Source organism: Mycobacterium sp. NBC_00419 (assembly GCF_036023875.1).
GTDB lineage: Bacteria > Actinomycetota > Actinomycetes > Mycobacteriales > Mycobacteriaceae > Mycobacterium.
In genome coordinates, this window is sequence record NZ_CP107931.1 from 4399827 (window position 1) to 4426476 (window position 26650).

Annotated in this window: 25 protein-coding genes; 21 read left to right on the forward strand and 4 right to left on the reverse strand. The window is 64.9% G+C overall.

Features of this window, described 5'->3' with window-relative positions; genetic code table 11:
* Positions 1 to 91: 91 nt before the first annotated feature.
* From fabG to OG976_RS21110, 10 genes are read left to right on the forward strand one after another with little or no spacing between them, the layout of a single operon-like run.
* Positions 92 to 826, forward strand: a complete 735-nt coding sequence (fabG, locus tag OG976_RS21065; RefSeq protein WP_328353094.1) for a 3-oxoacyl-ACP reductase FabG — start codon at positions 92 to 94, stop codon at positions 824 to 826.
* Positions 823 to 1593 carry an enoyl-CoA hydratase/isomerase family protein gene (locus OG976_RS21070; RefSeq protein WP_328353097.1) on the forward strand — a complete coding sequence of 257 codons (771 nt, stop codon included), beginning with the start codon at positions 823 to 825 and terminating at the stop codon, positions 1591 to 1593. The genes fabG and OG976_RS21070 overlap by 4 nt, the downstream gene beginning before the upstream one ends.
* On the forward strand, positions 1590 to 2402 hold the full coding sequence (locus tag OG976_RS21075; protein WP_328353101.1) for an enoyl-CoA hydratase/isomerase family protein: 813 nt from the start codon (positions 1590 to 1592) through the stop codon (positions 2400 to 2402). Before OG976_RS21070 ends, OG976_RS21075 begins: the two co-directional genes overlap by 4 nt.
* Positions 2399 to 3193 carry an enoyl-CoA hydratase/isomerase family protein gene (locus OG976_RS21080; protein ID WP_328353104.1) on the forward strand — a complete coding sequence of 265 codons (795 nt, stop codon included), beginning with the start codon at positions 2399 to 2401 and terminating at the stop codon, positions 3191 to 3193. The genes OG976_RS21075 and OG976_RS21080 overlap by 4 nt, the downstream gene beginning before the upstream one ends.
* Positions 3190 to 4470 carry an aromatic ring-hydroxylating oxygenase subunit alpha gene (locus tag OG976_RS21085; protein WP_328353107.1) on the forward strand — a complete coding sequence of 427 codons (1281 nt, stop codon included), beginning with the start codon at positions 3190 to 3192 and terminating at the stop codon, positions 4468 to 4470. The genes OG976_RS21080 and OG976_RS21085 overlap by 4 nt, the downstream gene beginning before the upstream one ends.
* Positions 4467 to 5000 carry an aromatic-ring-hydroxylating dioxygenase subunit beta gene (locus tag OG976_RS21090; RefSeq protein WP_328353110.1) on the forward strand — a complete coding sequence of 178 codons (534 nt, stop codon included), beginning with the start codon at positions 4467 to 4469 and terminating at the stop codon, positions 4998 to 5000. The genes OG976_RS21085 and OG976_RS21090 overlap by 4 nt, the downstream gene beginning before the upstream one ends.
* Entirely contained in the window at positions 5000 to 5251 is a 252-nt protein-coding gene (locus OG976_RS21095; protein WP_442930367.1) for a hypothetical protein, read from the forward strand. The genes OG976_RS21090 and OG976_RS21095 overlap by 1 nt, the downstream gene beginning before the upstream one ends.
* Positions 5248 to 6453, forward strand: a complete 1206-nt coding sequence (locus tag OG976_RS21100; RefSeq protein WP_328353113.1) for an acetyl-CoA C-acetyltransferase — start codon at positions 5248 to 5250, stop codon at positions 6451 to 6453. Before OG976_RS21095 ends, OG976_RS21100 begins: the two co-directional genes overlap by 4 nt.
* 2 nt (positions 6454 to 6455) lie before the next feature.
* Positions 6456 to 7829, forward strand: a complete 1374-nt coding sequence (locus tag OG976_RS21105; protein WP_328363844.1) for an OB-fold domain-containing protein — start codon at positions 6456 to 6458, stop codon at positions 7827 to 7829.
* A complete protein-coding gene (locus OG976_RS21110) occupies positions 7822 to 9018 on the forward strand; it encodes an acetyl-CoA acetyltransferase (RefSeq protein WP_328353116.1) in 1197 nt (398 codons plus the stop codon). The genes OG976_RS21105 and OG976_RS21110 overlap by 8 nt, the downstream gene beginning before the upstream one ends.
* A 9-nt stretch (positions 9019 to 9027) precedes the next feature.
* Here OG976_RS21110 and OG976_RS21115 read toward each other — a convergent pair whose 3' ends face one another.
* Together OG976_RS21115 and OG976_RS21120 are read right to left on the reverse strand one after the other, a co-directional pair.
* On the reverse strand, positions 9028 to 10548 hold the full coding sequence (locus tag OG976_RS21115; protein ID WP_328353119.1) for a GMC family oxidoreductase: 1521 nt from the start codon (positions 10546 to 10548) through the stop codon (positions 9028 to 9030).
* A gap of 158 nt (positions 10549 to 10706) precedes the next feature.
* Positions 10707 to 11366: an acyl-CoA-like ligand-binding transcription factor gene (locus tag OG976_RS21120; protein ID WP_328353122.1), complete on the reverse strand. Its 660-nt coding sequence runs from the start codon at positions 11364 to 11366 to the stop codon at positions 10707 to 10709.
* Between the two features lie 94 nt (positions 11367 to 11460).
* Between OG976_RS21120 and OG976_RS21125 the strand changes: the two genes are divergently transcribed.
* Both OG976_RS21125 and OG976_RS21130 read left to right on the forward strand, forming a co-directional pair.
* On the forward strand, positions 11461 to 12432 hold the full coding sequence (locus OG976_RS21125) for an NADPH:quinone oxidoreductase family protein (protein ID WP_328353124.1): 972 nt from the start codon (positions 11461 to 11463) through the stop codon (positions 12430 to 12432).
* Positions 12433 to 12492: 60 nt separating this feature from the next.
* Positions 12493 to 13206, forward strand: coding sequence for a nitroreductase (locus OG976_RS21130; protein ID WP_442930368.1), 714 nt, complete (start codon positions 12493 to 12495; stop codon positions 13204 to 13206).
* Positions 13207 to 13297: 91 nt separating this feature from the next.
* Here the strand turns inward: OG976_RS21130 and OG976_RS21135 are convergent, their stop codons facing one another.
* Positions 13298 to 13744 carry a nuclear transport factor 2 family protein gene (locus OG976_RS21135; protein ID WP_328353127.1) on the reverse strand — a complete coding sequence of 149 codons (447 nt, stop codon included), beginning with the start codon at positions 13742 to 13744 and terminating at the stop codon, positions 13298 to 13300.
* Positions 13745 to 14156: 412 nt separating this feature from the next.
* Here OG976_RS21135 and OG976_RS21140 point away from each other — a divergent pair, with 412 nt between their 5' ends.
* Together OG976_RS21140 and OG976_RS21145 are read left to right on the forward strand one after the other, a co-directional pair.
* Positions 14157 to 15791: a class I adenylate-forming enzyme family protein gene (locus OG976_RS21140; protein WP_328353130.1), complete on the forward strand. Its 1635-nt coding sequence runs from the start codon at positions 14157 to 14159 to the stop codon at positions 15789 to 15791.
* 1 nt (position 15792) lies between these two features.
* Positions 15793 to 17517: a class I adenylate-forming enzyme family protein gene (locus OG976_RS21145; protein ID WP_328353133.1), complete on the forward strand. Its 1725-nt coding sequence runs from the start codon at positions 15793 to 15795 to the stop codon at positions 17515 to 17517.
* Here OG976_RS21145 and OG976_RS21150 read toward each other — a convergent pair.
* Positions 17514 to 18566, reverse strand: a complete 1053-nt coding sequence (locus tag OG976_RS21150; RefSeq protein ID WP_328353136.1) for an LLM class F420-dependent oxidoreductase — start codon at positions 18564 to 18566, stop codon at positions 17514 to 17516. The genes OG976_RS21145 and OG976_RS21150 overlap by 4 nt on opposite strands.
* 192 nt (positions 18567 to 18758) lie before the next feature.
* Between OG976_RS21150 and OG976_RS21155 the strand changes: the two genes are divergently transcribed.
* The 7 genes from OG976_RS21155 (at position 18759) to OG976_RS21185 (ending at position 26649) form a co-directional block, all read left to right on the forward strand.
* On the forward strand, positions 18759 to 19211 hold the full coding sequence (locus tag OG976_RS21155; protein WP_328363850.1) for a MaoC family dehydratase: 453 nt from the start codon (positions 18759 to 18761) through the stop codon (positions 19209 to 19211).
* Complete coding sequence (locus OG976_RS21160; protein ID WP_328353138.1) at positions 19211 to 20419, forward strand: enoyl-CoA hydratase-related protein; 1209 nt, start codon at positions 19211 to 19213, stop codon at positions 20417 to 20419. The genes OG976_RS21155 and OG976_RS21160 overlap by 1 nt, the downstream gene beginning before the upstream one ends.
* A 3-nt stretch (positions 20420 to 20422) precedes the next feature.
* On the forward strand, positions 20423 to 21583 hold the full coding sequence (locus OG976_RS21165; protein ID WP_328353141.1) for an acyl-CoA dehydrogenase family protein: 1161 nt from the start codon (positions 20423 to 20425) through the stop codon (positions 21581 to 21583).
* A 30-nt stretch (positions 21584 to 21613) separates the two neighbouring features.
* Positions 21614 to 22930 carry a phytoene desaturase family protein gene (locus OG976_RS21170; protein WP_328353145.1) on the forward strand — a complete coding sequence of 439 codons (1317 nt, stop codon included), beginning with the start codon at positions 21614 to 21616 and terminating at the stop codon, positions 22928 to 22930.
* Between the two features lie 514 nt (positions 22931 to 23444).
* Positions 23445 to 23849 (forward strand): SCP2 sterol-binding domain-containing protein, encoded by a 405-nt coding sequence (locus OG976_RS21175; RefSeq protein ID WP_328363853.1) that lies wholly within the window; start codon positions 23445 to 23447, stop codon positions 23847 to 23849.
* Between the two features lie 8 nt (positions 23850 to 23857).
* Positions 23858 to 25396, forward strand: coding sequence for an acyl-CoA synthetase (locus tag OG976_RS21180; protein ID WP_328353148.1), 1539 nt, complete (start codon positions 23858 to 23860; stop codon positions 25394 to 25396).
* Entirely contained in the window at positions 25393 to 26649 is a 1257-nt protein-coding gene (locus OG976_RS21185; RefSeq protein WP_328353151.1) for a cytochrome P450, read from the forward strand. Before OG976_RS21180 ends, OG976_RS21185 begins: the two co-directional genes overlap by 4 nt.
* Position 26650 lies beyond the last annotated feature (1 nt).

The window sequence follows — 26650 nt, forward strand, 5'->3', positions numbered from 1 at the left end:
GTGAAGCGCGGTGGGGTAGTTGAACCAATCTCGTGAGTAGTTTAATATTGATTAGAAATTGGTCCGTCTTCTGGTTGGAGCCACACAGTCCATGGTTGATTCCTTGCTTGCCGAGCGCGTGGCCATCGTCACTGGGGCTGGTCAGGGCATCGGCCGTGAAATTGCCCGGTCGCTACACGCGCACGGCGCACACGTTGTGCTTGTCGACCTTGATGGCGATGCCGCCAAGTCCGCAGCCGACGAGGTCGGTGGTCTCGGGCTGGCCTGTGACGTGACGTCCGAGGAGCAGGTGAAGGCGGTCGTTCGCGACACTGTGGGCCAGTTCGGTCGCCTCGACGTGTTCGTCAACAACGCCGGTATCACCAGGGACGCCTCCCTGAAGAGGATGACCGTCGATCAGTTTGACGCTGTCATCACCGTGCACCTGCGCGGCACCTGGCTGGGGGTGCGCGAGGCGTCGGCGGTGATGCGCGAGGCGAAGACGGGCAGCATCATCAACATCTCGTCGCTGTCCGGAAAATCCGGTAACCCCGGCCAGACCAACTACAGCGCCGCCAAGGCCGGCATCGTCGGATTGACCAAGTCCGCGGCCAAGGAATTGGCGCACCACAACGTCCGGGTCAACGCCGTGCAACCGGGACTCATCCGCACTCCGATGACCGAGGCCATGCCCCCGGAAATCTTCGCCCAGCGAGAGGCCGACGTCCCGATGAAGCGCGCGGGAGAACCGGCCGAGGTCGCCGGCGCGGTGGTGTTCCTGGCCTCGGATCTGTCGAGCTACATCACCGGCACGGTCATCGAGGTCGGCGGGGGCCGATATATATGACATCAGTGTTGGCCACCGAAGAAGCAGGGATCGGCCGCATCACCCTCAACCGGCCGGAACAACTCAACGCCATCAACGTCGAGTTGGGCGTGGAACTTCAGCAGGCGATAGCCCGGCTGGGTTCAGATCCAGACGTCAACGTCATCATCATTCGGGGCGCGGGCGGAAACTTCTGTGCCGGGGGTGATTTCGCGGAGGTGGAACGACTTCGCGAGCAAGGGCCCGACGCGTTGCGGACCCTGTTCGAGGCTTTCCGGCGGGCCTGCGACGCCATTGCCGCTATCGAGATTCCGGTGGTGGCAGCCGTGGAGGGCGTTGCCGCCGCCGGTGGGTTCGAGCTGCTGCAGGCGGCAGACATTGTGCTCACCAGCGACGATGCGCGGATCGCGGACAATCACGTGCGATTCGGCATGATCCCCGGTGGCGGCAGTACCGCGCGGCTACCACGTCTGGTCGGTGTGCAGCAGGCCATGGGATTGCTGCTCAGCGGTGACCGGCTCACCGGCACTCAAGCCGTCGGCCTTGGCTTGGCCTACCGCAGCTTTCCGCACTCCGAATTCAACCGGGCCACCGAGGAATTCGTGACAACCATGGCCGGACGGGAGCGCAGCGCCCTGGTGACCATCAAACGGTTGGTGATCTCCGGACTGTCTGAATCCCTGGCCGCCGCAGTGGATGACGAACTCGACGCCGTCGTCAACCACATCAGCCAAGGAGCCGGCCGCAACGGTGCGTCGGCGTTCAGTAAACGAGGAGCAGCGCAGTGACCAGCTCAGCAACCGAACTCAGCGCCACGGCACCCGTCGCGCTCGACGTGGACGCAGGCATTGCGCGGCTACGGCTGAATCGGCCCGAGGTATCCAACGGGCTCAACGTCGAATTACTTAAATCCCTGCACCAGGCGATTCTGGCGTGCCACGCAGATCCCAAAGTGCGGGTGGTGTTGCTGACCGGTGAAGGACGCAACTTCTGCGCCGGCGGCGACATCCACACGTTCGAATCCAAGGGTGCCAACCTGCCCGATTACCTGCGCGAAGCAACGGCCTGGCTGCAGCTGGCATCCGCGGCGTTGATCCAACTGCGGGTCCCCGTCGTAACGGCAGTCCAGGGCTTCGCTGCCGGTGGTGGTGGCCTCGGGCTGGTGTGCGCCTCCGATATCGTGGTCGCCGCCGAATCGGCGAAGTTCTTCTCCGGTGCCGTGCGGGTGGGAATGGCGCCCGACGGGGGAGTGTCGGTGACTCTCGCCCAACTCGTCGGCCTGCGGCAGGCGTTGCGGATCGTCCTGACCAACCCGACGATCACCGCGACCGAGGCCCGTGACATCGGCCTGATCACCGAAGTCGTCGCCGACGACGAGCTGCAGAATCGGGTGGAGGATTTGGCAGCCCAACTCGTCGAGCTCCCCACCCAGGCGCTGTCGGCGAGCAAGCGACTGGTGTGGAGCGGAGTCGGTGCATCCGTCGAACAGCGGCTGGCCGAAGAGGCGCGCACCGTCTCCGAACTCTCCGGCACCGCCGACGCACTGGAGGGCCTGCGGGCCGTTATCGAGCGACGACCGCCCAGGTTCCAGAAGTGACCACCCCCGCGGTGTTGACCGAGCAGATCGGTGCTGTCGCGGTGGTGACGCTCAACCGCCCCGACAAGCTCAACGCGATCGACATCCCGCTGCGGTTGGCCCTCGCCGAGGCGCTCGAGACCGCCGACAGCGACCAGGACGTGCGCGCCATCGTGCTCACGGGCGAAGGCAAGGCATTCTGCTCGGGCGGTGACATCTCCTCCATGGAGCGGATGACGCCCCAGGATGCCCTGGAGCGAGCGCAGCTGGCGCAGCGCGTCATCCGCGCCATCTGGAATACCGGCAAGCCCGTCATCGCAGCGGTCGAAGGAGCGGCGTTCGGCGCAGGCACCGCACTGGCTGCGGCCTGTGATCGCGTGGTGGCTGCACAGGACGCGCGGTTCGCCACCACCTTCACCAAGGTCGGGCTGGCCGGGGATATGGGCGCGTACGTCTCGCTGCCGGCCCGCGTCGGGGTGGCGCGGACCCGGCAGATGCTGATGCTGCCCAGAACAATTGGAGCGCCGGAGGCATTGGAGATCGGCCTCGTCGACGCGCTCGTGGAGACAGGAACTGCACGCGCCGTCGCGCTGGAGGACGCCACGCGTCTGGCGTCAGGTCCGTCTGCAGCGTTCGGGGTGATCAAGTCGTTGCTCGCGGTGGCGCCCGGCCTGTCCCCGTTCGAGGTGCTTGACCGGGAGGCCGCTGCGCAGGCCGTGCTCTTCGGCAGCGATGACTTTGTCGAGGGCGTCACCGCGTTCCGGGAAAAACGTCCTGCCATTTTCGGCATCAGGGAAGGAGTTCGAGAATGACTTCGGAAGCAGTGGGTCTTGAGATCCCCGAAGGCACAAGAGCATCCCGTGTGGGACCGCTGATCCAGCGGGACAAGGTGCACGGCTCGCTGTACACGGACCCGGCGATCTTCGCCGAGGAGCTGGCGAAGATCTGGTACCGCACCTGGGTGTTCGTCGGCCATGAAAGCGAAGTCAGTCAACCCGGCGACTATGTGCGCAAGAAGCTCGGCTTGCAGGACGTCATCATGACGCGCGATCGCGACGGTCAGATTCATCTGCTGCTGAACCGGTGCGCGCACCGTGGCAACCAGGTGTGCAACGACGCCAAGGGGAACTCGGCGACCTTCCGCTGCCCGCTGCACGGGTGGACGTTCCGAAACACCGGCGAACTCATCGGTTTCCCGTTCTTCAAGGGCTACGGCAGCCGCAAGCTCGATCTCGCGATGGGACGGGTGGCTCGCGTCGACTCCTACCAGGGCTTCGTGTTCGGTAGCTTCGCCGAAGATGGCCCGTCGCTGATCGAACACCTCGGGGCTGCCGCCGGCGAGATCGACCGGTTGGTCCGGCTCTCTCCCGAAGGGCGCGTCGAACTGACTGCCGGCTGGCTCGGCCATGAGACCCATTCGAACTGGAAGTTGCTGGCGGAGAACGAGACTGACGGCTACCACCCGCAGTTCGTCCACGGCTCGATCTTCGGGGTCACCGGCAGCACGATCGCGCCGCTGTACAGCGACGCGTCGACCGCCGTCACCCGCGACCTGGGCAACGGTCACAGCGAGAACGACCTACGGCCGGAATTCCGGAAGTTCGCCGAGCCGATGCGCTGGTTCGGCACCACCGAAGAGCGGGTACCGGACTACGTCGCGGCGATGCGGGCACTGCACGGCGAAGCCGCCGAGCAGATCCTCATCGAGGGTGCTCCGCACGTGATGATCTTCCCCAACCTGTTCATCGCCGAGATCCAGGTGTTCAACATCCAGCCCGTGGCGTTCAACCAGTGCACGCAGTACTCCACCGCGGTCCAGCTGGTGGGTGCACCCGAATTGAACAAGCGGATGGTGTCCCAATGTGTCGGTTCGGTCGGGCCGGCGGGCATGTTGCTCGCCGACGACACCGAGATGTACGAACGCAATCAGTTGGGTTTGGAAGCGCGCCAGCCGGAATGGCTGGAGATCCGTCGCGGCCTGCAGCGTGAGCGCACCGACGACAACGGGTTCACCATCGGTGGTGCGACGGACGAGACCGGCATGCGCGGCTTCTGGTCGCACTACGCGACGTTGATGGAGGCGGAATGATCAGCACGATCGGTGCGATCGACGAATTGACAGCGGTACCGGAGGTTTTCGATATCCGAGAGGTCGAGCAGTTCCTGTTCCGCGAGGCCCGCTTCGCCGACGAGAGCGACTACGACTCCTGGGAGGCGCTGTGGACCGACGACGCGTTGTACTGGGTCCCGGCCGGCAACGACGGACCGGACCCACTGCAGGTGATGTCGGTCTACTACGACAACCGCAGTCGTATCTCCACCCGGCTCAAGCAGCTGCGCACGGGTCGACGCTATGCGCAGGCCCCGCCATCGAATCTGCGGCGCCTGATCTCCAACATCGAACTCCTCGGCGGGCGGGCGGTTCCCGCCGGCGGCGTGGACCTGGAAGTGGGGGCCAATTTCGTGGTCTTCGAGTCCCACGAACGCGCCGACCGGACCTGGGCCGGCCGGGTGACCTACCGGCTGCGCCGTGCTGACGGAGAGCTGCGCCTGTCCTACAAGAAGGTGGTTCTGGTGAACAAGGACAAACCGCTCCCGACTCTGGGTTTCTTGATCTGATGTCCATCGAGTTCAGCGGTGAGGCACCTTTGAGCGTTCCGGGTATCGGACCGTTGGTGGAGAGCGAATTCGCCCAGGTGTCAGTCAATATCGACAGTGCGGGGAACTCGCCGCGGCTTCGTCTGGAAGACCTCCGGACCGGCCGGGTGCGCTATCTCGACGCCATGGAACTGGAGACCATCGTCTGGCTGCCCGAGGGCAAGATGGCCCAACTGCTCGATCCCTCGGCCGATCGGTGGCGCGGCGAATGAGGCGCGCCGCGATCGTCGCCCCGGTGCGCACCGCGGTCGGAACTTTCGGCGGTAGCCTGCGACCGCTGCGCGCCGAGGACCTCGCCGCCAAGGTGGTCGAGGCGACGGTGGCGCGCAGTGGTGTTGACCCCGAACGCGTCGAGGACGTGGTTTTCGCGCAGTCCTATGCCAATTCCGAAGCCCCGTGTATCGGACGCTGGGTGGCGCTGCACGCCAACCTGCCGATCACGGTGCCGGGTCTGCAGATCGACCGGCGCTGCGGCGGCGGCCTGCAGGCTGTCATCACCGCGGCGATGACGGTGCAGACGGGCGCCGCCGACGTCGTGATCGCCGGCGGTGTGGAGTCGATGAGCAACATCGAGCACTACACGACCACCGCCCGCTGGGGTGCCCGGTCCGGCAATCAGATGCTCTACGACCGTCTGGATCGCGGTCGCGAAAGATCCCAACCCACTTGGCGATTCGGCGAGATCAGCGGAATGATCGAGACCGCGGAGAACCTCGCTGGTGACTACGGAATCGACCGCGAGGCCGCCGACGCGCTCGCTGCACGCAGCCACCAGCGGGCCGCCGCGGCCGTGGCACGCGGTGCCTTCGATGCCGAACTGGTGGCCGTCGAGGTTCCGCAGCGCCGGGGCGAGCCCGCCGTGTTCGACCGTGACGAGGGCATCCGCCCCGACACCACGGCGGAGTCGTTGGCCAGGCTGCGAACCGTGACGCCGGGTGGGACGGTCACTGCGGGCAACTCCAGCCAGCAGAATGACGCCGCCGCGGCGTGTCTGGTGGTGGCCGAGGACCGCCTCGATGAGCTCGGCCTGGAGCCCATCGGGTACCTCGAAGGCTGGGCCGCGATGGGATGCGAACCATCGCGGATGGGTATTGGTCCGGTCGGCGCGGTGGAAAAGCTTTTCAGCAAAACGGGATTGGGCTTCGACGATCTTTCGCTGATCGAGATCAACGAGGCGTTCGCGGTGCAGGTGCTCGCGGTGCTGTCTGGATGGGGACTCAAACTCGCCGACGTCGAAGACCGGCTCAACGTCAACGGCTCCGGAATCTCCCTGGGCCATCCCATCGGTGCGACCGGTGTCCGGATCCTCGCCACCATGCTGCATGAATTACGCACCCGTGGTGGGGGATTGGCGTTGGAGACCATGTGCATCGGTGGCGGCCAGGGCATCGCCGCAGTCTTCCGGGGAGTCTGATGGTGACCACGGGATTGCTGGCCTACGCCTCCTACCTGCCGAGTCGCCGGGTGGCCGGCGGTGATATCGGCCTGCGGCGCGGCGACCGCGTCGTCGCGTCCTATGACGAGGACAGCACCACCATGGCGGTCGCCGCCGGTGCCAGGGTGTTGCATGGACAGTCGGCGCCGGCCAATCTGTACTTCGCCACCAGCAGTCCGGCGTACGCCGACAAGACCAACGCCGTGGCTATCCATGCCGCGCTGGGGTTGCCCGAAACCGTCTTCGCCACTGATCTGTGTGGCACCGGGCGCAGCACCGTGGCGGCGTGGCGATCGGCAGCCTCGACCGGAGGTCTGGCGGTCAGCGCCGACGTCAGGGTGGGCCGGCCGGGCTCGGCGGATGAGCGTCTCGGGGGTGACGGCGCGGCTGCCCTGCTGTTCGGTGACGGTCCGGCGATCGCCGAGATCGTGGCGAGCAGCTCGCTGACGGCGGAGTTCCTCGATCGGTGGCGCTCCCCGCGATCTGTCACCGGCGAGCAGTGGGAGGAGCGCTTCGGTGCGGAGCGCTACGCGGGGCTGATCCGTGCGACGGTCGACAAGATTCTCGCCGACTCCGGTCTCGCCGAGGTGGATCACGTCGCCGTCGCCTGCCCCAACAGTGCGATCACCAAGCGGATCTCGACTCTGGTCAAGGCGGCCAAGGCGACCCACACCTCACCGGTCGGGTTCTCCGGCGCCTCCGATGCCGCGATCGCGCTGTGCGCGGCTCTCGATGTCGCCGAGCCGGGTGAGACGATCCTGGTGATCAACGCGTACGACGGCTGCGACGCGCTGCTGCTGCGCGCCACCGCGTCGCTGCCGTCTGCCCGACAGGCGACTCCGGTCAGCGCGCAACGCGCCGGCGGCATCGCGGTGCCGCACCTGACCTACCTGTCCTGGCACGGGCTGGTCGAACTCGAACCGCCCCGCCGGCCGGAGCCCGATCGCCCGGCGGCACCGCCCGCCGCCCGGGCGCAGCAGTGGAAGTTCGGCTTCGCCGGGACGCGGTGCCGCCAGTGTGGGTTCGTGCATCTGCCGCCCATCCGGGTATGCCGGAGTTGCGGTGCACTCGATGAGATGGACCCCGCTCCGGTCTCGGCGCTGCAGGGCAGCATCGTCACCCATACGGTCGATCATCTTGCCTATTCACCGTCGCCGCCGATGATTCAGGCTGTGGTCGACGTCGACGGCGGTGGACGCTGCACCATCGAGGTCACCGACGCCGAGCCGGCACAGCTGCGCGTCGGCGCCAGGGTGGCCTTCACCTTCCGGCGGCTGTTCACCGCGGGCGGCGTGCATGACTACTTCTGGAAGTCACACCTGTTGGACGACGAAGAATCGGGGAACGATGGCTAGCCGTGGGATCACCGACAAGGTCGCCGTCGTCGGGATGGGCTGCACCCGTTTCGGTGAGCGCTGGGACAGCTCCACCGAGGACTTGATCCTCGAGGCGTTCGGTGAGTGCATCGAGTCGACGCCGAATATCGCCAAGAGCGATATCGACGCCTACTGGCTGGGCACGCTGGGTTCCGGCCAATCGGGTCTCACGCTCAGCCGGGCGATCTCCACCGACGACAAACCCGTCACACGGGTCGAGAACTACTGTGCCACCGGCTCCGAGGCGTTTCGCAACGCGTGCTACGGGGTGGCGTCGGGCGCCTACGACGTGGTCATGGCGGTAGGCGTGGAAAAGCTCAAGGACTCTGGGTTCTCCGGCCTGATGCGCAGCGACCCGCCCGGCGACGGCACCTCGCCGGAGTTGTCGATGACGGCTCCCGCGGCATTCTCGCTGCTGGATCCGGCCTACTGTGCCAAGCACGGTGTGCATCCCGACGAGATGCGGGCGGCCATGACGCACGTGGCCTGGAAGAACCACGACAACGGGTCACGAAACCCCAAGGCACAGTTCCGCTCACCGGTGGCGCCGGAGACCATCGAGAAGGCCGTCAAGGTCGCGGGCCGTCTCGGCGTCTTCGATTGCTCGGGTGTCTCTGATGGTGCCGCGTGCGCGCTCATCGTTCCCGCAGAGCGTGCGTTGGAGTACACCGATACGCCGATGTACGTCAAAGGACTGTCCCTGGTGGCCGGTTCCACACAGGGTTCGTTCGACTCGGCGTTCGACTACACGACTTTTCCCGAAGTGGTCAAGGCCGCACGAGATGCCTACAACCAGGCCGGAATCAGCGATCCACGTAGCCAGCTGTCGATGGCCGAGGTCCATGACTGTTTCACCCCGACCGAGATCGTCCTGATGGAAGATCTCGGGTTCTCCGAGACCGGCCAAGGGTGGAAGGACGTGCTCGGCGGTGAGTTCGACGCCGACGGACGCCTGCCGATCAATCCCGACGGCGGATTGAAGTCCTTCGGCCACCCGGTCGGTGCCAGCGGTCTCCGCATGCTCTACGAAGCATGGTTGCAGTTCCGCGGTGGGGCGGGGGAGCGCCAGCTGTCCGATCCGCACACGGCACTGACCCATAATCTCGGCGGCCGTCCGGGTGGTTGCGTGTCGTTCGTGTCGATCGTGGGGCGCGAACTCGGCCGCTAGGCGAGTCGGTCAGCTCACAGATGCGGCGCCGAGGATGAAATCGACTGCGCGCAGGGCGATCATCATGGTGGGGGCGTTGGTGTTGCCTGAGGTGATGGCCGGTATCACCGAGGCATCGGCGACCCGCAGGCCGTCGATGCCATGAACGCGCAGGTCCGGACCGACGACCGAGCCGTCGTCGGTACCCATGCGGCATGTTCCGACGGCGTGGTAAATGCTGCTCTCGGCTGTCGATAGCCAACGACGCGCATCGTCTTCGATCGGGGTCAGATTGGCGCCGGCCACCCCGCGCATGGCCGGCTGCGACTGAATGAGATCGCGGGTCAGTTCGGCGCCCGCCAACAGCTTTCGTACATCGTCGGGCCTGCCCAACCGGTCGAAGTCGATATACGGTTTGCCGTCCCGGACGCGGACCCGCCCTCGGCCTTCGGGATGCATCAGCACGGTATAGGCCGTGAAGGCGCTGGTGCGTCTCACCACAGCACGACCGGTCACGGGATTGAGCTCGTATCGGATCGGGGTAATCGCGATCTGGAAGTCCTCGGTGAAGATCTGGGCTTCGAAAGGAGTCGTGGTCATGGGACCCGCACCTTGGGTGAGGAATTCGCGAAGCGCTCGGGCGGCGCCGATCGGGCCCATGCTGTTGATGGTCGGGACCTTCGAGGCCCAGCACTGGGTGACGACCAGGTGGTCGTGGAAGTTCTCGCCGACGCCTGGCAGGTGGGCGACGCTGCCACCGGCAGCGATGCCGGAGTTCATCAACAACGCGGCAGAGCCGATTGCGCCCGCGCACAGCACCACTTCTTGTCGGGCTCTGATGATCTCGTCGCCGATCGCAACGCCGACGGCCCGCCCGTTTTCGACGATCACGCGGGTCGCGGTCGTGCGCGTCAGGATGTGTGGGCGCTGCTGGCGAGGGATTCGTCGAAGGAATTCCCGGCCTGATGAACTGCGGTAGCCCCGCCGCTGGTTGACCTGGGTTCGCGCCACTCCCAGTTGGTCGGCGCCGTTGGGATCTGGGTTGAGTCGGTGGCCGGTGTCCACAGCCGCCTGGATGAAGGCATCGTCGACCTCATGATGATGGCCGCACCACGACACCGCGATGGGCCCGGAGCCGCCGCGGTACTCATCGGCACCGTCGACCCAACTTTCCAGTGCCTTGAAATAGGGGAGTGTGTCTCGGTAGGACCAGCCGGACGCACCGGCCTGCGACCAGCCGTCGTAGTCGGTTCGTCGTCCGCGGGCGTAGACCATCGCATTGATAGATCCGCTTCCTCCGATTATCCGCCCGCTGGCGAAGGCGCTGGCTTTCCCCTCTTTGCCTGGTTCAGGTGCGGTGGGGTACCTCCAGTTGGCCGTCAGATAGAGCGAGGCGACGCCAAGGGGGAGCGCCACATCGGGGCGTCGATCGGTACCGCCCGCTTCTACCAGGGTCACGCTCGCACCCGCTGCCGCCAGTCGGCTCGCGATGATCGATCCGGCCGATCCCGCGCCGACCACGATGTAGTCGGCGGCATGCTCCGGTGACATGGCGACCTCTTCTCAACGCGAAATGGTGGGCCGACGACGATGGTCATGCCGCCGCACGGTGACGCAGAGACCGTAATTTAACACATATTCGAAACGCGCTTCTGGAGTTCCTCGGAAGTCGGCGAACGGACGGCGGTCACCGTCTGGTCGGTAGTCCGCTACTGGCCCATCGGGGGCTTCCGTCGGCGTGGTGAGCTATGACGATTTGTCTTGGTGGGTAGAACTTTTGGCGCCAGTACTCCGAATGCCTCATCGAATGTCGTCGACGGCGAATCGCCATTGGCCGAAGAAGCCCAGTGGCGAGAGGCCGCAATGTAGGCGCTAATGCAGGCGGCCGCAATGACGGCAACCTCAAGCTCGTTGGGGTCGTCGCCGTTACTTAGTCTGGCGCTGAGGACGACCGCCAAGCTGGCCCGCCAAGTATCGACACGGTCGAGGTAGCTTGCCCGCAAGGTCGGCGACTGCTCGACGAGGCGGAGGAGAGCAATCGCTCGGCGGCGGTCCGCGTCAACCCAGGCCACGAACGGATCCATACCTCGTCGCAGCGCTGTCCACACGTCCTCGTCTGGCGGCCTGGCGACGAATTCGCGGCACCCTTGCTCTGCCACCGCCGTGAACTCGGAGACCACGACGTCTTCCTTCCCCCGGAAGTACCGGAAGAAGCTGCGCCGCGACAAGCCCACCCTGGCGCAAATCTCGTCGACCGTAGTCTCGTCAAATCCGTTGGCAAGGAACAGGTCAACGGCGGTGGCTGCGACTTCGGTACGCATTCGATCCCGCATGCGTTGCTGCAACGGTTCGACCGGGGGAGTCGTCATGGATGAAGTGTAGCTGCGGACGGCATCGGATGCTATGGTGACACCTAGTATTGGGATGGCACTGAGTGCCACACTGGCAATGAGGGTGATAGGCATGCGGGCACTGCTGTGCAAGGGCGAGGATCTCACTAGCCTGACAGTGGCGGAGGTTGATGATCCGACACCTGGCCCCGGTCAGGTCCTCGTGCAGGTTCACGCGGCGTCGGTAGATTTCGTGGACACCTTGGTCATCCGGGGTCAGTATCAGATACCGGTCCCGCGGCCGTTCGTGCCCGGGAACAATGTTGCCGGAGTTGTTGTCGAACTCGGGCCGGGGTGCTCGCGGTTTAGTGTCGGCGATCGGGTGCATGGCATGGCCTTTGTCGGGGCATACGCCGAGCGCGCCGTGCTCAGTGAGACCCAGCTTCGTCTGACTCCAGATGGGCTGAGTGCTGATCTCGCCTGTCTGACGGGTGCGCCGTACCGAACTGCATACGACGCGATCGTCTCGAAGGGTCGGCTGCGCAGCGGTGAGAGCCTGGTGGTTCTTGGTGCCTCTGGTGGTGTCGGCAGTGCGGCCGTGCTGGTGGGGAAGGCTCTGGGCGCCAGGGTTATTGCGTGCGCTTCCACAGAGGAGAAGTTGGCCTTCTGTCGTGATCTCGGGGCTGATGAAGCCGTCCGGTACACCGAGCCCGATTTCAAGGACGCGTTGAAAGCCGCCTGCACCGGCGGTGCGGACGTCGTGCTGGACATGGTCGGTGGCCAGTTCTCCGAACCGGCGCTTCGGGCTACGGGCTACGCGGGCAGATTCGTCGTCGTCGGTTTCGCCGCCGGCGCTCCGGCACGCATTCCACTGAACCTGGTTCTGCTCAAGGGTTCTTGCATCATCGGTTATGAGATCGCCGATTTCGAGCGCCGCGAACCGGTCGAGGCCGCCCACAACCGCGACAAACTCGAAGCGATGCTCGTCTCGGGCAGTTTGGCGCCTCCCGTCACCGGACGATTCAGCCTCGACGACGCCGCGCAGGCAGTGCGGTTGGTGGCCGGGAGAGACAAGCTGGGAACCACCATTCTCGAACTGGCCTGACACCCTCGCCCTGCACTCCCAACGCGAAGAGAGGCAAGAACATTGACCACAAAAACTGATGTGATCGCCGAATCCGGCAGGTCTGAAGGCCTGCCGCCCGATGCGGCCATCGTGCTCGGTCAATTGTTGGCCGCCCGATCGAGCTGTCGCGCATTTCGGCCCGAACCGGTCGCTCACGAGACGATCAGGGCGATTCTGTCGGCTGCCCAACTGACCGCTTCGTGGTGCAACAGTCAGTCTTGGCAGGTCGCAATCACCAGCGGTAGGGGAACTGAGCGGCTCCGCCACGCGCTGTACGCCGCAGCGTCAAGCGGTCACACCGAGACGCCCGACCTTGCCTTTCCTCGGGAATATCGTGGTGTCCATCGCGACCGACGCCGGGAAAGCGGGTACCAGCTCTATAACGCACTGGGTATCGAGCGCGACGATCATCAGAGCCGGATGGCCCAAACGCTAAGGAATTTCGTGTTCTTCGATGCACCGCATGTGGCGATCATCCACAGCGATGAAGCGTTGGGCCCCTACGGCGCGGTCGACTGCGGTGGCTACGTCAGCAACTTCCTTCTCGCTGCGGCGGCGCACGGCGTCGGCAGCGTCGCCCAGGCCGCCCTTGCGATGTATCCCGAAGTTCTCCGCACGGAACTCGGCTTGACGCGCGATCGCACCATTGTGTGCGGTATCTCGTTCGGTTACCCCGACACTGATCACCCGACAGCCAAGTTCCGGACCACGCGGGCGCCTCTCGACGAGGTCGTCGAGTGGATCAACGCCTGACCGAACCGACTGGGCTCCGACTTCGGGGACTCGGACGCCGCGCAAGGGGTGTGTCGAGTTCGTCGGGCGGAGTGCGAGTTCGCAACTCTTGTCAGGCCTGTGGCGCTGTCTGCAGTTGGGCGATCATCTGGCCGATGTCCCAGAAGTCCCGATGGCTTGTCAGCGTGCCGTCGTCGGTGAACCGGCAGGCGGCGATCCCGGGGACGCTGAACCGCTGCCCGTTGGACGGGATGAGCGACCCGTCAGCCAGCCGGAGCGAGCCTTCGAAGGATCCATCCCAGAGCCATTCGAGGTATAGCACCCCGTCGCGAGCAGCTGGGGCGCTGAATTCGATGACCGAGTCCGGTGCGAACTTCAGCATCCACCGGTGGAAGCGCTGGATGTCGTCACGGCCCGTATAGGTCGTGCCCATGGCCATATCGGAGTAGGTGCCCGCCGGATCGAAGAATTCGACCAGACCGACGGGATCTTTGGTCCACGCAGTGGAGTAGGCGGCGGCGAACACGTCGAGGTCCTCTGCCGGGTGCGGAAGAGTCATGGTCAGGCTGTCCTCTCATTGACCGATCACGATTTATCGAACATTAAAATCAGTGGGCACGGGCTCGCTGTCGCGTGCGATTGAGACTCCGAATCGCAACATGGGACCACCCGAGGTAGCCGCGAGCCCTGTCCTGTCGCTGATCGTCAGTTCACCTGCCTTATGCGGCTGTCGAACACGCGTGTCGAAGGTGGAGCGATGGTCCCCTATGAGATCAGGGGCATTCTGCACCGGACGGTGGTCAGTCATATAAAATCTAACATGCAGTAGAAAAATGCGCTAGGGTCACGGCGGGTCTCGCTGAAACGGCTACCGTCAGCCGTATGGTGGCACGTTCGCCTACTCGGCAATGTTTCACGGGAGATTCCGATATGCCTCCCAGATTCGGCACCGGTTCGGCGAGGAGAATGCAATGACAGTGGCACCAGCGGCCAAGGGAGTCGACCTCCGGCGCGCACACCTGCCGGCGGACGACAGCGCGGTGCTGATCGACCTCACCGTTGGTCAGGTGCTGGCGCAGCGGGCCGTAAGCCATGCCGATAAACCTGCGCTCATCGGGGTCCGGCATGACGGCTCACCGGCGCGGCTGACCTATGCGGAACTCCACGGCGAGGCGGTTCGAGTCGCCACGGCGTTGACGGCGACCGCGGACCGGGGCAGTTACGTTGCCCTTTGGGCCCCGAACGTGGTGGAGTGGAGCGTCATTCAGTATGGCGCTGCGCTGGCCGGCATGGTGCTCGTAGCGCTCAACCCGGCTCTGACAGCCGAGGAACTTGAGTATGCGTTGAGGCATTCCGGCGCGTCGGTTCTGATTCACGCCGATACCCATCGAGACGACGACATGGCCGGCGTCGCGGCCGGCGTCGCGGAAAAACTGCCGGCGCTGCTGCGGATTTCGTTGTCGGAGCGTGGTCGGTGGCAGGCTGCCGAGCCAAACCCAGGCGTCGCCGCCGACGCGCCGACCTCGGCTGACGACCCGGTGATGCTGCAGTACACCTCGGGTACGACCGGTCGCCCGAAGGGCGTCCTGCTCACGCACCGGTCGTTGGTCAACGTCGCCAAGCTGACCATGGAAGCGTCGGAGGTGAAACACGGTTCGGTATGCCTGAACCCGTTGCCGATGTTCCACACCGCGGGCTGTGTGGTCGCCACACTTGGACCACTGTGGCTCGGCGGGACGGTCGTTCTCGTCGAACGGTTCCGCCCCGCCCCCGTGCTCGATGCGCTGCGCCGCGAGCAGGCATCTGTGCTGTTCTACGTGCCCGCAATGCTCGGTGCGCTGCTGGAAACGCAACGCAACGCGTCTGTTTCGGCACCGGCGCTAACGGTGATCATGGGAGGTGCGTCAAGCGTGCCTCCTGTGATGATCGAAGAAGCCGAAGAGGTATTCGGTGCCTCCGTGCTTAACCTGTTCGGCCAAACCGAACTCGGTCCCGTGCTGTCGGCGACCAGGCCCTCGGACTCTCGTAGGGACCAGCTCACGACGGTAGGTCGCCCGCTGCCCCAGGTGGAGTGCAAGATCGTCGATCCGGCGTCCGGAGAAACGGTGGCCATCGGCGAGCCGGGCGAGATCTGCGCGCGGGGCTACCAGCAGTTTCTCGAGTACCTGCACGATCCTGATGCCACGGCCCGCACGGTGGATGCCGACGGCTTTGTGCACACCGGTGATCTCGGCACGCTCGATGAGCGCGGGTACCTCACGGTGACCGGACGCCTCAAGGACCTGATCATCCGAGGTGGGGAGAACATCTCACCAGCCGAGATCGAAGCGGTGGTGGCCGCCCATCACGCGGTTGCCGACGTTGCCGTCGTCGGCATCCCCGACGACCGCTGGGGCGAGATCGTCGCCGCGGTGATCACCATCCGCGCCGACGCAGCGATACCCGACGAACTCGACATCGCCGATCACGTCGCCACCCGCCTGGCTGCGTTCAAGGTGCCGGCACGTTGGTACGTCGCGGAATCCCTGCCGGTCACCCCGACGGGCAAGGTGCGCAAGTTCGCCTTGCGGGACGCCATCGATGCCGGCGACCTGCGGGAGATCTGACATGGCTCCGGCGATCGACGCCAGGCGGCAGGTTCTGCGCGACGCCTTTCCCGAATGGCAGCCGACCACTCTGCACGGTCGGCTAGACGCGAGCGCCGAACTCTACAGAGGCCGGCCGCTGGTCATCTCCGACGCCGCGACACTGACCTACGATGACGTGGCGCACCAGTCACGCCGACTCGCAACAGGTCTGCGCGCGCTTGGCGTCGAACCGGGGGATCGGGTGGGCCTGGTGATGGCCAATCATCCCGAGTTCGTGACGTTGAAGTTTGCGATCTCGCGGGTCGGCGCCATCGCGGTGCCGGTCAACTACCTCTACAAACAACACGAACTCGCCTATGTCGTCGCCGATTCCGGATGTCGGGTGCTGATGACGATGACCGGGTTCGCCGGCCTGGACTATCAGGGCATGCTCGACGGGTTTGCACCCGGCTGGGACGAGCCCGGTTTCGCCGATCGCCCGGCCGAGGCCGGCGATGCCGTTCCCCAACTGCGACACGTGGTGGTGTTGGACACCGACGGACGCGCCCGCCCCGGTGCCCGGACGATGGCCACCGTCGCCGGCCTCGGGGCGGCGGGCCACAGCGACATCGGCATGAGTGCGGTGGCACCCGACGATGCGGCCGACATGCTCTACACCAGCGGCACCACCGGCACCCCGAAAGGGGTTGTCACCTCGCATGATGCCGCGCTACGGACGGCGTACGCATCGGCATTGACCCGCGCCTTCGAGGACGGCAGGCGCATCCTGTTCTCGCTGCCGTGCTACCACATGTTCGGTTACGTGGAAGGTCTGCTGTCGGTGCTGTACGTGGGCGGTGCCGTCATCCCGCTCACCGCGTTCAGTGCCGAGGGCTACTTCGCGAGTATCCAGCGACACCGGGCGACCGACATGTTGTGCGTACCGACGATGGCGGTGGCCATGGTCGAAAGTCCATCGCGCTCGTCCTACGATCTGTCCTCGTTGACCGCACTGCTCTGCGGTTCCGCTCCCGCACCGGGGTGGTTGTGGCAGAAGATCGCCGAGGACTTCGGCGTTCATGAGATCGTCACCGGTTACGGCATGACCGAATGTGGTGGGGCCATGACGTTGACCCGGCCCGAGGACCCGCTGGACCTCACCACCGAGACGGTGGGCCCGCCGAAAATGGCGGGGGCGGCGTCGGTTCCGGGCACCGACCAGCTCGTGATCTATAAGGCCGTAGACCCGGCGACGGGTGCGGATCTGCCCGCGGGCGCAGTAGGCGAGCTGGTGTCCAACGGGCCGACCGTCATGCAAGGCTTCTGGAACAGGCCCGAGCAGACGGCGGCGGCGTTGCGCGGTGATTGGTTGTACTCCGGTGACCTTGGAGTGGTGGGGCCCGACGGATACCTCCGCATCACCGGTCGCACCAAGGAGCTCTACAAAAGCGGGGGCGAACTCGTGATGCCCAAGGAGATCGAAGACCTGCTGGCACGCCACCACGCGATCAGCCAGGTCTTCGCAATCGGACTGGCCGACGAACGCTGGGGTGAGATCGGCTGTGTTGTCATTGTTCTCGCCCCCGACGCCACATTGACGGAGGCGGACGTCACGACGCTGTGTCGGGAGAAATTGGCCAAGTACAAGGTGCCCAAACGGGTCGTCTTCGTCAGCGCCGACGACCTGCCGAAGACGCCGACGGGCAAGGTGCAGAAGTTCAGGCTCGTCGAACTGGTGATGGGTGACGTCGGGAGCCGCAACTAGCTGGCGAGACCCTTGAGCGCAGCCACGTGGTCGACGCGGTCGGCGTGCGTCTGGGCCATCGGCTCGGCGATGAGGCAGCTCACCCCCGCGGCCCGGTAGGCGGCCACCCGCGCCTGAAGGTGTTCGACCGGGCCGACGAGGGCTATGGAGCGAACGAAGTCCTCCGGCACGGCGGCCGCGGCCTCGTCCTTCCTTCCCTCCAGGTACAGCGTCTGGATGGTCTCCGCTTCATCGGCATATCCGTAGCGGGTGAACAGCGTGTTGTAGAAGTTCTTGCCCCGGGCGCCCATCCCGCCGACGTACAGCGCGACGTGGTTGCGCACGTGCTGCAGTGCCTCGGCCTGCGCGCTGGCGTCGTCCGTGACGAGGAGGAAGGTCTGCACGGCGATGCCGAGGTCGCCCAGCTCCGGATCGCGTTTGGCGCGACCTGCCGCGAGCGCGGCTCCGAATGCGAGATCGCAGAGTTCGGGATGGAACAGGAAGGGCTGCCATTCGTCGAAGATCTCGGCGGCCAGGGCCACGTTCTTGGGGCCTATCGCAGCGAGCAGCATGGGAATCCGCTCGCGCACTGGGCGGTTCATCATGCGCAGTGGTTTGCCGAGCCCGCTCCCGCCGTCTGCCTCGGTGAGCGGGAGGTGGTAGTGCTTCCCGTGATACTCGGTCTTTTCCCGCCGCCAGACCTTCCGGCAGATGTCGACGTGTTCGCGAGCGCGACCGAGCGGTGCGTCGTACTTGATGCCATGGAAGCCCTCGACCACCTGCGGGCCGGACGCCCCGAGCCCCAGGACGCATCGTCCATTGCTGACGTAGTCCAGGCCCGCGGCGGTCATCGCCAAATTGGTGGGGCTGCGTGAGAACATCGGGAGAATGCCGAAGGCCAACTCGATTCGCTCGGTCGTCGCGGCGGCGAACCCGAGCTGGGTGACGGAGTCGAAGCCGTAGGCCTCGGGCACCATCACTCGGTCAAGCCCGACGGACTCGAAGTCGCGCAGGTTGACGATTGTCTCGCGGAAGTCCCCCGCGTAGGTGATGGGCATCCCGATCTTCATGTTCTGCTCCTTGACTTATGACTCGCCCCAGGACACATATAAGATCTAATTTCAAGTAGAAAATGTGACGAATCACCTCGGTCGTGCCCTTTGAACTGTTCGGGGTTTAGTCTAATCTACATTAAATAGTAGATCGGACGGCCAGTGTGACATGAGGAGCTACGAGTGACGGTGCAACGGGAAACCCATGAGGTGACGGTCTTCGGCGACCTCGCCGAGTTCACCGCCGCCGAGGGTGCTGAGCTCGGCCCCACCGACTGGCTCGTCGTCGATCAGCCCAGAATCGACCAGTTCGCCCAGGCCACCGATGATCACCAGTGGATTCACGTGGATCCGCAGCGGGCCGCCGACGGCCCCTACGGCCGCACCATCGCACACGGTCTGCTCACACTGTCGCTGTTGCCGCTTTTCATGCACGGGCTGTACCGCGTCGAAAACGTCACGATGGCAATCAATTACGGCTTCAACAAGGTTCGATTCATCACTCCGGTGCCAGTGGGGTCGCGGCTGCGTGCGACGTCGACGATCACCGACATGGTGAAGCTCGACGGGGGAGCGCAGGCGACTTTCACCACGACGATCGAAGTCGAGGGCGTGGACAAGCCCGCGGCTGTGATCGAGTCCATCGTCAGGTATCTGGCCTGATGTCGGTCGAAACGCTCGGCGACGCGATAACCACGGCGAAGGCGCTCTATGCCGCGTTGGCCGCGGGTGACAGCGACGTGCTCGATGCTCTGCTGAGCGAGGACTTCGTCGGACATGCCGCCGAAGGGTTGCCGCTGGGCATGGGTGGTGAACACCGCGGGCGCGAAGCCATGCAGCGCAACCTGTGGTGGAAGATCGGCAAACACTTCAAGGTCGAGGCGCAGCCGGACACGTTCCGGGTCCTTGCCGATGGTGGACTGCTGGTCACCGGCCACTACCGGGGGGTGGCCCGCAGGTCAGGCCGGAGCCTGGACGCCGAATTCACCCATGTGCTCGCGTTCGACATCGACGGGCGCATCACCTCGTTGCGTCAGCTCACCGACACCGCGGCCTGGATCGAGGCGCTCGGTGACGAGGCGCCGTTGCAGCGCATCGACTACTCGGTCGTCGACGGTGTGGCAACGATGTGCCTGAACCGGCCGGATGCCCGCAATGCGATTGATATGCAGATGGCACAGGAGACCCTCGTCGTCGCCCGTCGGATCGCCGCGGACACGACGATCCGGGCCGTGTTGATTTGCGGTAACGGTCCGTCGTTGACGGTCGGTGGTGACATCGCGTACTTCCGTGAGACGCCGCCGGCGGACTACGGAAACCTGTTGGCGCGCATGACGACCCCGTTCCATGAAGCCTTCCGGATCCTGAGCCGCATCGATCCGCCCATCGTGACCGCCGCCCACGGGTCGGTGGCCGGCGGTGGCATCGGATATGTGTATGCCGGTGACATCGTGCTGGCGGCTGAAGGCACGAGATTCGTCACCGCCTTCGCGGCGATCGGCCTGTCGGGCGACGGCGGTGGAACATGGCATCTACCGCGCCTGATCGGTCCGGCGCGTGCTGCGCGGGCATACCTGGAGAACCGCCCGATCACTGCCGAGCAGGCGCTGGAGTGGGGCATGATCAGCGAAATCGTGCCGGCGGCGGAGCTGCGCGAACGCGCGGCGGCGCTGGCCGGATCGCTGGCGCAGGGTCCGACCCGGGCTTTCGCCCGGATGCGGGCGCTGCTGCGGGACAGCGGGAACAACGATCTGTCCCAGCAACTGCTGGCCGAATCCGAAGGTATCCAAGCCACCGGTGACTCCCTAGACGCCACCAACGCTGTCGCGAGCTTCATCGCAAAGCAAACCCCACAGTTCGAAGGAAGGTAGAACGTGTCGAATCTCGTGTCGGACACCGAGGAACACAAGGCAATTCGCGAGAGCGTCGCGGGGATCGTGTCCCGTTACGGGCAAGAGTATTTCCTCGAGCGCGGCCGCAGTGGCCAAGGGATCGAAGAGCTGTGGAAGGACCTGGGCGCCTCGGGCTTGTTGGGTGTGCACCTGCCCGAGGAGTACGGCGGTGGTGGCGGCGGTATGGCCGAAGCCGTCGTCGTCGTCGAGGAACTGGCCGCCCACGGCATGCCGATGCTCATCTGGGTGATCTCACCCGCGATCTGCGGCAGCATCCTGGCCCATCACGGCTCTGAGGCGATGAAGCAGGAGTGGCTGCCCGGCATAGCCGACGGATCGCGCAAGATGGCCTTCGGTCTGACCGAGCCCGACGCTGGATCCAACAGCCACCGGGTCGGCACCACTGCCCGGCGCACCGACACCGGCTGGAAGATCTCCGGGTCGAAGTACTACATCTCGGCCATCGATCAGGCCGAGGCGGTTCTGCTGGTGACCAAGGACGCCGAGCACTCGACCCCCGAGAAGAGCGCGTTGTCGCTGTTCGTGGTCCCGACCAATAGCCCCGGTCTGAGCATTCAGGAGATCGAGACGTCCATCGTCTCGCCGGACAAGCAGTTCACGGTGTTCCTTGACGAGGTGGAGGTCGGGGAGGAAGCGCTCATCGGCGCCGCGGGACAGGGCCTCAAGCAGGTGTTCTCGGGTCTGAATCCCGAGCGCATCCTGGTCGGCGCGATCTGCAGCGGTGTCGGACGGTTCGCCGTCGAAAAAGCCGCGGAGTACGCCAAGCAACGCCAGGTCTGGTCCACCCCGATCGGCGCCCACCAGGGCATCGCCCACCCGTTGGCCGAAGCCCACATCGCGGTGGAACTCGGCCGGATGGCCACCATGCGCAGCGCGGAACTCTTCGATGCGGGGGAGTCGGCTGCCGAGGCCGCCAACATTGCGAAGTTCGCCGCTTCGGAAGCGTCGCTGCAGGCGCTGGATCAGGCCATCCAGACTCACGGCGGCAACGGCCTGGCGCACGAGTACGGCCTCTCCGAGCTGTGGTTCATTACCCGCCTGATGCGCACCGCCCCGGTGAGTCGGGAGATGGTGCTCAACTTCGTCGCGCAGACCTCACTCGGTCTGCCCCGCTCGTACTGATCGAAGACTCGAAAAGCAGAGGAGAACAGCGTGTCCGAACAACGAGAGTTCGACGCCATCGTGATCGGAGCCGGTGCCGGTGGATTGTTCACCGCCGCGCGGCTTGCTCATAAGGGCTACCGCACCCTGGTGCTGGAGCGTCTGGACAAGGTCGGAGGGCGCGCATCCACCGATGACATCGACGGCTTCAAGGTCAACAACGGGGCAATTGTCATCGAGGTCGGTGGTATCACCCAGCAGACCTGCAACGAGGTCGGAGCCGCATTCGACATCCGCGAACCCAGCCCGCCGATCCTGTACCGGATCGCAGGCAAGGATGTCGACGTCACCGGCGGCGGCTGGGGCCTGCTGCTCGGCAAGTTGACCCGCCAAGGCGCCAAGCTCGTGAAGGGCATCGGCGCGGCGCGCGCCGATTCCGGCCTCCCCGAAGACGAGCTGACCACCGCGGAGTGGGTGTCGAAGTACACCAAAAACGAGGGCGTGCATGGCATCTTCCGCAATATGTGCGCCTCGGTGTTCGCCGTCGGGTCCGAGGATCTGCCGGCCAGGGTGTTCCTGACCTACTTCACCCGCAAGAGCGCTTTCAAACGGTTCGGCTTCCACCCCGAGGGCACCATCGGGATTTGGCGGGCGCTAGCGAACGTAGTGACCGCCAAGGGCGGCGAGGTCTGGTTGTCGACCCAGGTCACCAAGATCGTCGTGGAGGGAACCAAGGTCACCGGAGTTCACGCCGAACGCGACGGCGCCGCCTTCGAGATCTCCGCACCGATCGTGGTCAGTGACGTTGGGCCCGCGGCGACGGTCGGCTTGATCGGAGCTGACAATGTGCCCGGGGACTATCGCGAACTGGTCCGCAAGGGTGACCGGCCCACCGCGATGATCTCGGTCAACTTCGCCAGCCAGGAACGCCTCATTGCGGCGCCGGGCATGCTGAGCTTCGCCAAATCCCGCCGGTTGGCCTACATCGCCAATTTCACCGATATCTGCCCGGAGATGGCGCCGGTGGGTTGGCACCTCTACGTCGGCACCTCGGTGCCCAAGCCGTCGGTCGGTGACTTCGACGAGACGGCCGAGACCGAACTGCTGCTGGAGGATCTGCGCGACACCATCGAGGGCTTCGACGAGCGCGCCAGGATCCTCAACGTTGCGATCACCCGTGACGGCTGGCCGCCGCAGCGCGCCGTCGCCGGTTTCGACCTGCCCCGTGACACTCCGTTCGAGGGGCTGTGGAACGTCGGCGACGCGGTCAAGGAATACGCCAACGGTGGCACGACCGCGTGTGCTGAGACAGCGCAACTGGTCGTCGAGGACATCGTGGCGACTTTTTCGTTGGCCAAGAGTGGCTAGTGTCCTGAGCCGGTAATAGGCCGGCAGTGTCGAGGGGGCCGAGCCTACCGAGCTGGTGGGTGGGCTCGGCCTCGGACGATGCGGTGGGGCGGTGATGCGTTGGTTCACCCGAATCCCCGCCGAATCGCCTGTCTGGCCACTCGTCACTGCCGCGCGAAACTACCGGCGGGATGGAGACTCCCGAGCCTGAATGTGTTCGCGGAGCAGCTTCTTAGTGGGCGCTGCCTCTGGCTCCTTAATCCCAATTCAAATTAGCAATCGCAACGAGCTGGGTCAACGAGTGGCCCGTCGGCAACAAGCCCGGGCCGCCGGCTGGTCAAGTCGCCGCGGCCGCGTGGAATTCTTCGAAAGTCGAGAAGTGTGCGCAGTGAGGAGCTGCCGCCAAGGCGACGCCCACCGGCCTGCCTGGGGTGCCGTAGGTGATATCAGGATGTTGACTGTGTCACAGGCCATACGTACTATAGTTTTTAATGTGGAATAAGTTTTGAGCATGTGGCGCAACGGAGAGGCAGCAATGGGGTTCAACAACTCTGACGAGGTCACCAAGTACATCGGCGGAATCTTCGAACGGGCCTTCAGGGATCCAGAGATCGGCCCGAAGTTGGTGGAGACCGGCTTGGTCGTCGCCTTCGACTTCACCGATCCGGACGCCCTCGTCGTCGTGGACCTACCCAACAAAGCGGTCAGCACGGGCGGCCCAGATTCGCCCACGCCCTTGGCCACCATGTCGATGACGGCCGATACCGGCAACGCCTACTGGCAGGGCAAGGTCAACCTGCCGATGGCGATGGCCAAGCGCAAGATCACGGTAGACGGCAACGTGGCGAGTTTGTTGAAGTTGGCTCCGCTGGGCAAGAGGCTCTACGGGGACTACATACAACAGCTCCAGGATGACGGCCGCGACGACCTGATCGCCTAGGCGAAGAAATGTATCCAGGAACTCACGCCGCCACCGCGCCCGAGCGTCCGGCGATCGTCATGGCCGAGTCCGGTGAGGTCGTCACCTACGGCCAGCTGGATGAGAATTCCGCCCGCGTGGCAGCGGCACTACGTCAGCTGGGTCTCGGCGTTGGTGACGTCATTGCCGTCCTGTCCGACAATGGGTCAACACCTCTCGAAATATATTGGGCAGCAATACGTTCCGGCCTCTACGTGACCTTCGTCAATTGGCATCTCTCGGCGCCCGAGGCGGCCTACATCGTCGAGGACAGCGGAGCGAAGGTGGTCTTCACCTCCGCCGGCGTGGCAACTCTCGGCGAGGAAGTCGTCGCCCTGGTGCCTCAGGTGGCTCATTGGTACGCCTTTGACGGCGAGGTCGAGGGACACAGCTCCTACGCCGACCTGCTGGCTCAGGCGGGCCCGCGTTTGATCGACCAGCCCCGTGGCTCGGAGCTTCTGTACTCCTCCGGTACGACCGGACGGCCGAAGGGGATAAAGCCGCGGCTGCTCCCGATTCAGGTAGACGAACCCGGCGACAACTTCACCGCGTTGCTGTCACACGGATTTGGCATCTGCGCCGACGACGTCTACCTCTCGCCCGCGCCGGTCTACCACGCCGCGCCGTTGAAGTGGTGTGCTGCCGTGCACGCACTCGGCGGAACGGTCGTGATGATGAAGAGGTTTGACGCTGAGGCCGCGCTCGCGGCGATTCAGCGATACCGGGTCACGGTGCTGCAGATGGTACCCACCATGTTCGTCCGCCTGCTGCAGTTGCCCGAGGAAACTCGTGTGGGCTACGACGTTTCGTCATTACGCCTGGCGGTGCACGCGGGGGCGCCCTGCCCGCCGGACGTCAAGGACGCGATGATCGACTGGTGGGGGCCGATCCTTGCCGAGTACTACGGTGCGACGGAGGGTCACGGTGTCACCCTGATCGACACCGCCCAGTGGCGACAGAAGCGCGGATCGGTCGGCAAGGCGGCGCTAGGCATCGTGCACGTCTGTGACGACGACGGCAACGAGTTGGCCACCGGCCAGCCTGGGGTCGTCTACTTCGAACGCGACGAACCGGTGTTCGTCTACCACAACGATCCAGAGAAGACATCGGGGTCGCGGCATCCCCGGCACGAAAACTGGTCCACGGTAGGCGATATCGGCTACCTCGACGAGGACGGCTATCTCTTCCTCACCGACCGCAAGGCCTTCATGATCATCTCCGGTGGTGTGAACATCTATCCACAAGAGGTCGAAAACATCCTTGCCATGCACCCGCAGATCCACGACGTCGCGGTGATCGGCGTGCCCCATGCCGAGATGGGGCAGGAGGTCAAGGCGGTCGTTCAATTGCGCAACGGCGAAACGCCGTCGGAATACCTTGCCGCCGAGATCATCGACTACGTCCGGGAGCGGCTGGCCCACTTCAAGGCACCGCGCACGGTGGACTTCATCGACGACATGCCGCGTTCAGCCGCCGGCAAACTGGTCAAACGCACACTGCAGGATCGATACGCGGAGGTAGGACGATGACCGTCGGAGTGGCTGCGGCCCGTGCGTACGATCCGGTCAGCATCTCACCGCTGAGCTTTTGGGCGGGCACCGCCGAGGCGCGCGAGGAGTCGTTCAAGATACTGCGGGACGAGCGGCCGCTGAGCTGGCACCCGCCGCTGGCGGGGGCGCTGATGTCACCCGAGATCGAGGGAATCTGGGTGGTGACTCGGCACGAGGACATCGCCTATGTGAGCAAGCATCCCGAATTGTTCTGCTCTGGCAGAGGGGTTCAGAGCGAAGCGGTTCCGGAAGAGATGCTGGAGGCGGCCGAGTCCTTCCTCGGCATGGATGGGGTGAGCCACTCAAGCCTGCGCAAACTGATCAGTTCGGTGTTCACGCCACGACAGGTCGCCAAGATTCAGGACCAGATCAAGAACCAGGCGAAGACCATCGTCGACGAACTGCTGCAGACCAAAGAGGGCGACTTCGTCGAGCAGGTCTCCAAGCGGCTGCCGATGTGGACCATCTACGAGATGATGGGCCTGCCAAAGGAAATGCGCGACGAGGCCGCGCACCATGCCGATGGCATGGTGTCATGGGCCGACGAAGACGTTGCCGCTGGGCGGGAGTCGGGCGAGGTGCTCAGCGATTCGCTCGTCGGTCTCTTGACGGCGGGTCTGGAACTGGCCGAGATGCGGCGCTCGCACCCGACGTCCGACCTGATGTCCCAGCTGGTGCAGGCCGAGGTCGACGGCCGCAAACTCACCGACGAGGAACTCGGCGCATTCTTCGTGCTGCTGTCGGTCGCCGGAAACGACACCACCCGCAACACGATGACCCTGACGACGCTTGCACTGCAGCAGTTTCCCGATCAACGGCAGCTGTTGGTGCAGGACTACGACGGACTTATCAAGCCGGCCATGGAGGAGTTCGTGCGCTGGGTGACGCCGGTGATGACCTTCCGCCGCACCGTGACCCAGGACACCGAGCTGCATGGGCAGCAGATCGAGGAAGGCGATTGGGTCATGATGATGTACTCGTCAGCCAACCGCGATGAGCGGGTGTTCACCGATCCGTACACCTTCGACATTGCGCGAAAGCCGAACAACCACCTCGGTTTCGGCGGTGGCGGGCCGCACTTCTGCATGGGTAGCTTCCTGGCCAAGATGCAGCTCGAGGCGTTCTTCCGGGAGCTGATCTTCCGGGCGCCAAACCTGCGGGTCGGCGAACCGGAGTATCTCGTCGGCAATTTCGTGCGTGCGGCGAAGTCCATGCCCTACACCCTCGATTAGG

Bases quoted from the DNA above. Each gene is read 5' to 3' on its own strand.
- OG976_RS21150 (WP_328353136.1), bottom strand. From the start codon at position 18,566: ATGAAGATCGGGATGCCCATCACCTACGCGGGGGACTTCCGCGAGACA.
- OG976_RS21160 (WP_328353138.1), top strand. From the start codon at position 19,211: ATGTCGGTCGAAACGCTCGGCGACGCGATAACCACGGCGAAGGCGCTC.
- OG976_RS21140 (WP_328353130.1), top strand. From the start codon at position 14,157: ATGACAGTGGCACCAGCGGCCAAGGGAGTCGACCTCCGGCGCGCACAC.
- OG976_RS21110 (WP_328353116.1), top strand. From the start codon at position 7,822: ATGGCTAGCCGTGGGATCACCGACAAGGTCGCCGTCGTCGGGATGGGC.
- OG976_RS21095 (WP_442930367.1), top strand. From the start codon at position 5,000: ATGTCCATCGAGTTCAGCGGTGAGGCACCTTTGAGCGTTCCGGGTATC.
- OG976_RS21090 (WP_328353110.1), top strand. From the start codon at position 4,467: ATGATCAGCACGATCGGTGCGATCGACGAATTGACAGCGGTACCGGAG.
- OG976_RS21085 (WP_328353107.1), top strand. From the start codon at position 3,190: ATGACTTCGGAAGCAGTGGGTCTTGAGATCCCCGAAGGCACAAGAGCA.
- OG976_RS21070 (WP_328353097.1), top strand. From the start codon at position 823: ATGACATCAGTGTTGGCCACCGAAGAAGCAGGGATCGGCCGCATCACC.
- OG976_RS21115 (WP_328353119.1), bottom strand. From the start codon at position 10,548: ATGTCACCGGAGCATGCCGCCGACTACATCGTGGTCGGCGCGGGATCG.
- OG976_RS21135 (WP_328353127.1), bottom strand. From the start codon at position 13,744: ATGACTCTTCCGCACCCGGCAGAGGACCTCGACGTGTTCGCCGCCGCC.
- OG976_RS21185 (WP_328353151.1), top strand. From the start codon at position 25,393: ATGACCGTCGGAGTGGCTGCGGCCCGTGCGTACGATCCGGTCAGCATC.
- OG976_RS21100 (WP_328353113.1), top strand. From the start codon at position 5,248: ATGAGGCGCGCCGCGATCGTCGCCCCGGTGCGCACCGCGGTCGGAACT.
- OG976_RS21180 (WP_328353148.1), top strand. From the start codon at position 23,858: ATGTATCCAGGAACTCACGCCGCCACCGCGCCCGAGCGTCCGGCGATC.
- OG976_RS21120 (WP_328353122.1), bottom strand. From the start codon at position 11,366: ATGACGACTCCCCCGGTCGAACCGTTGCAGCAACGCATGCGGGATCGA.
- OG976_RS21145 (WP_328353133.1), top strand. From the start codon at position 15,793: ATGGCTCCGGCGATCGACGCCAGGCGGCAGGTTCTGCGCGACGCCTTT.
- fabG (WP_328353094.1), top strand. From the start codon at position 92: ATGGTTGATTCCTTGCTTGCCGAGCGCGTGGCCATCGTCACTGGGGCT.
- OG976_RS21175 (WP_328363853.1), top strand. From the start codon at position 23,445: ATGGGGTTCAACAACTCTGACGAGGTCACCAAGTACATCGGCGGAATC.
- OG976_RS21125 (WP_328353124.1), top strand. From the start codon at position 11,461: ATGCGGGCACTGCTGTGCAAGGGCGAGGATCTCACTAGCCTGACAGTG.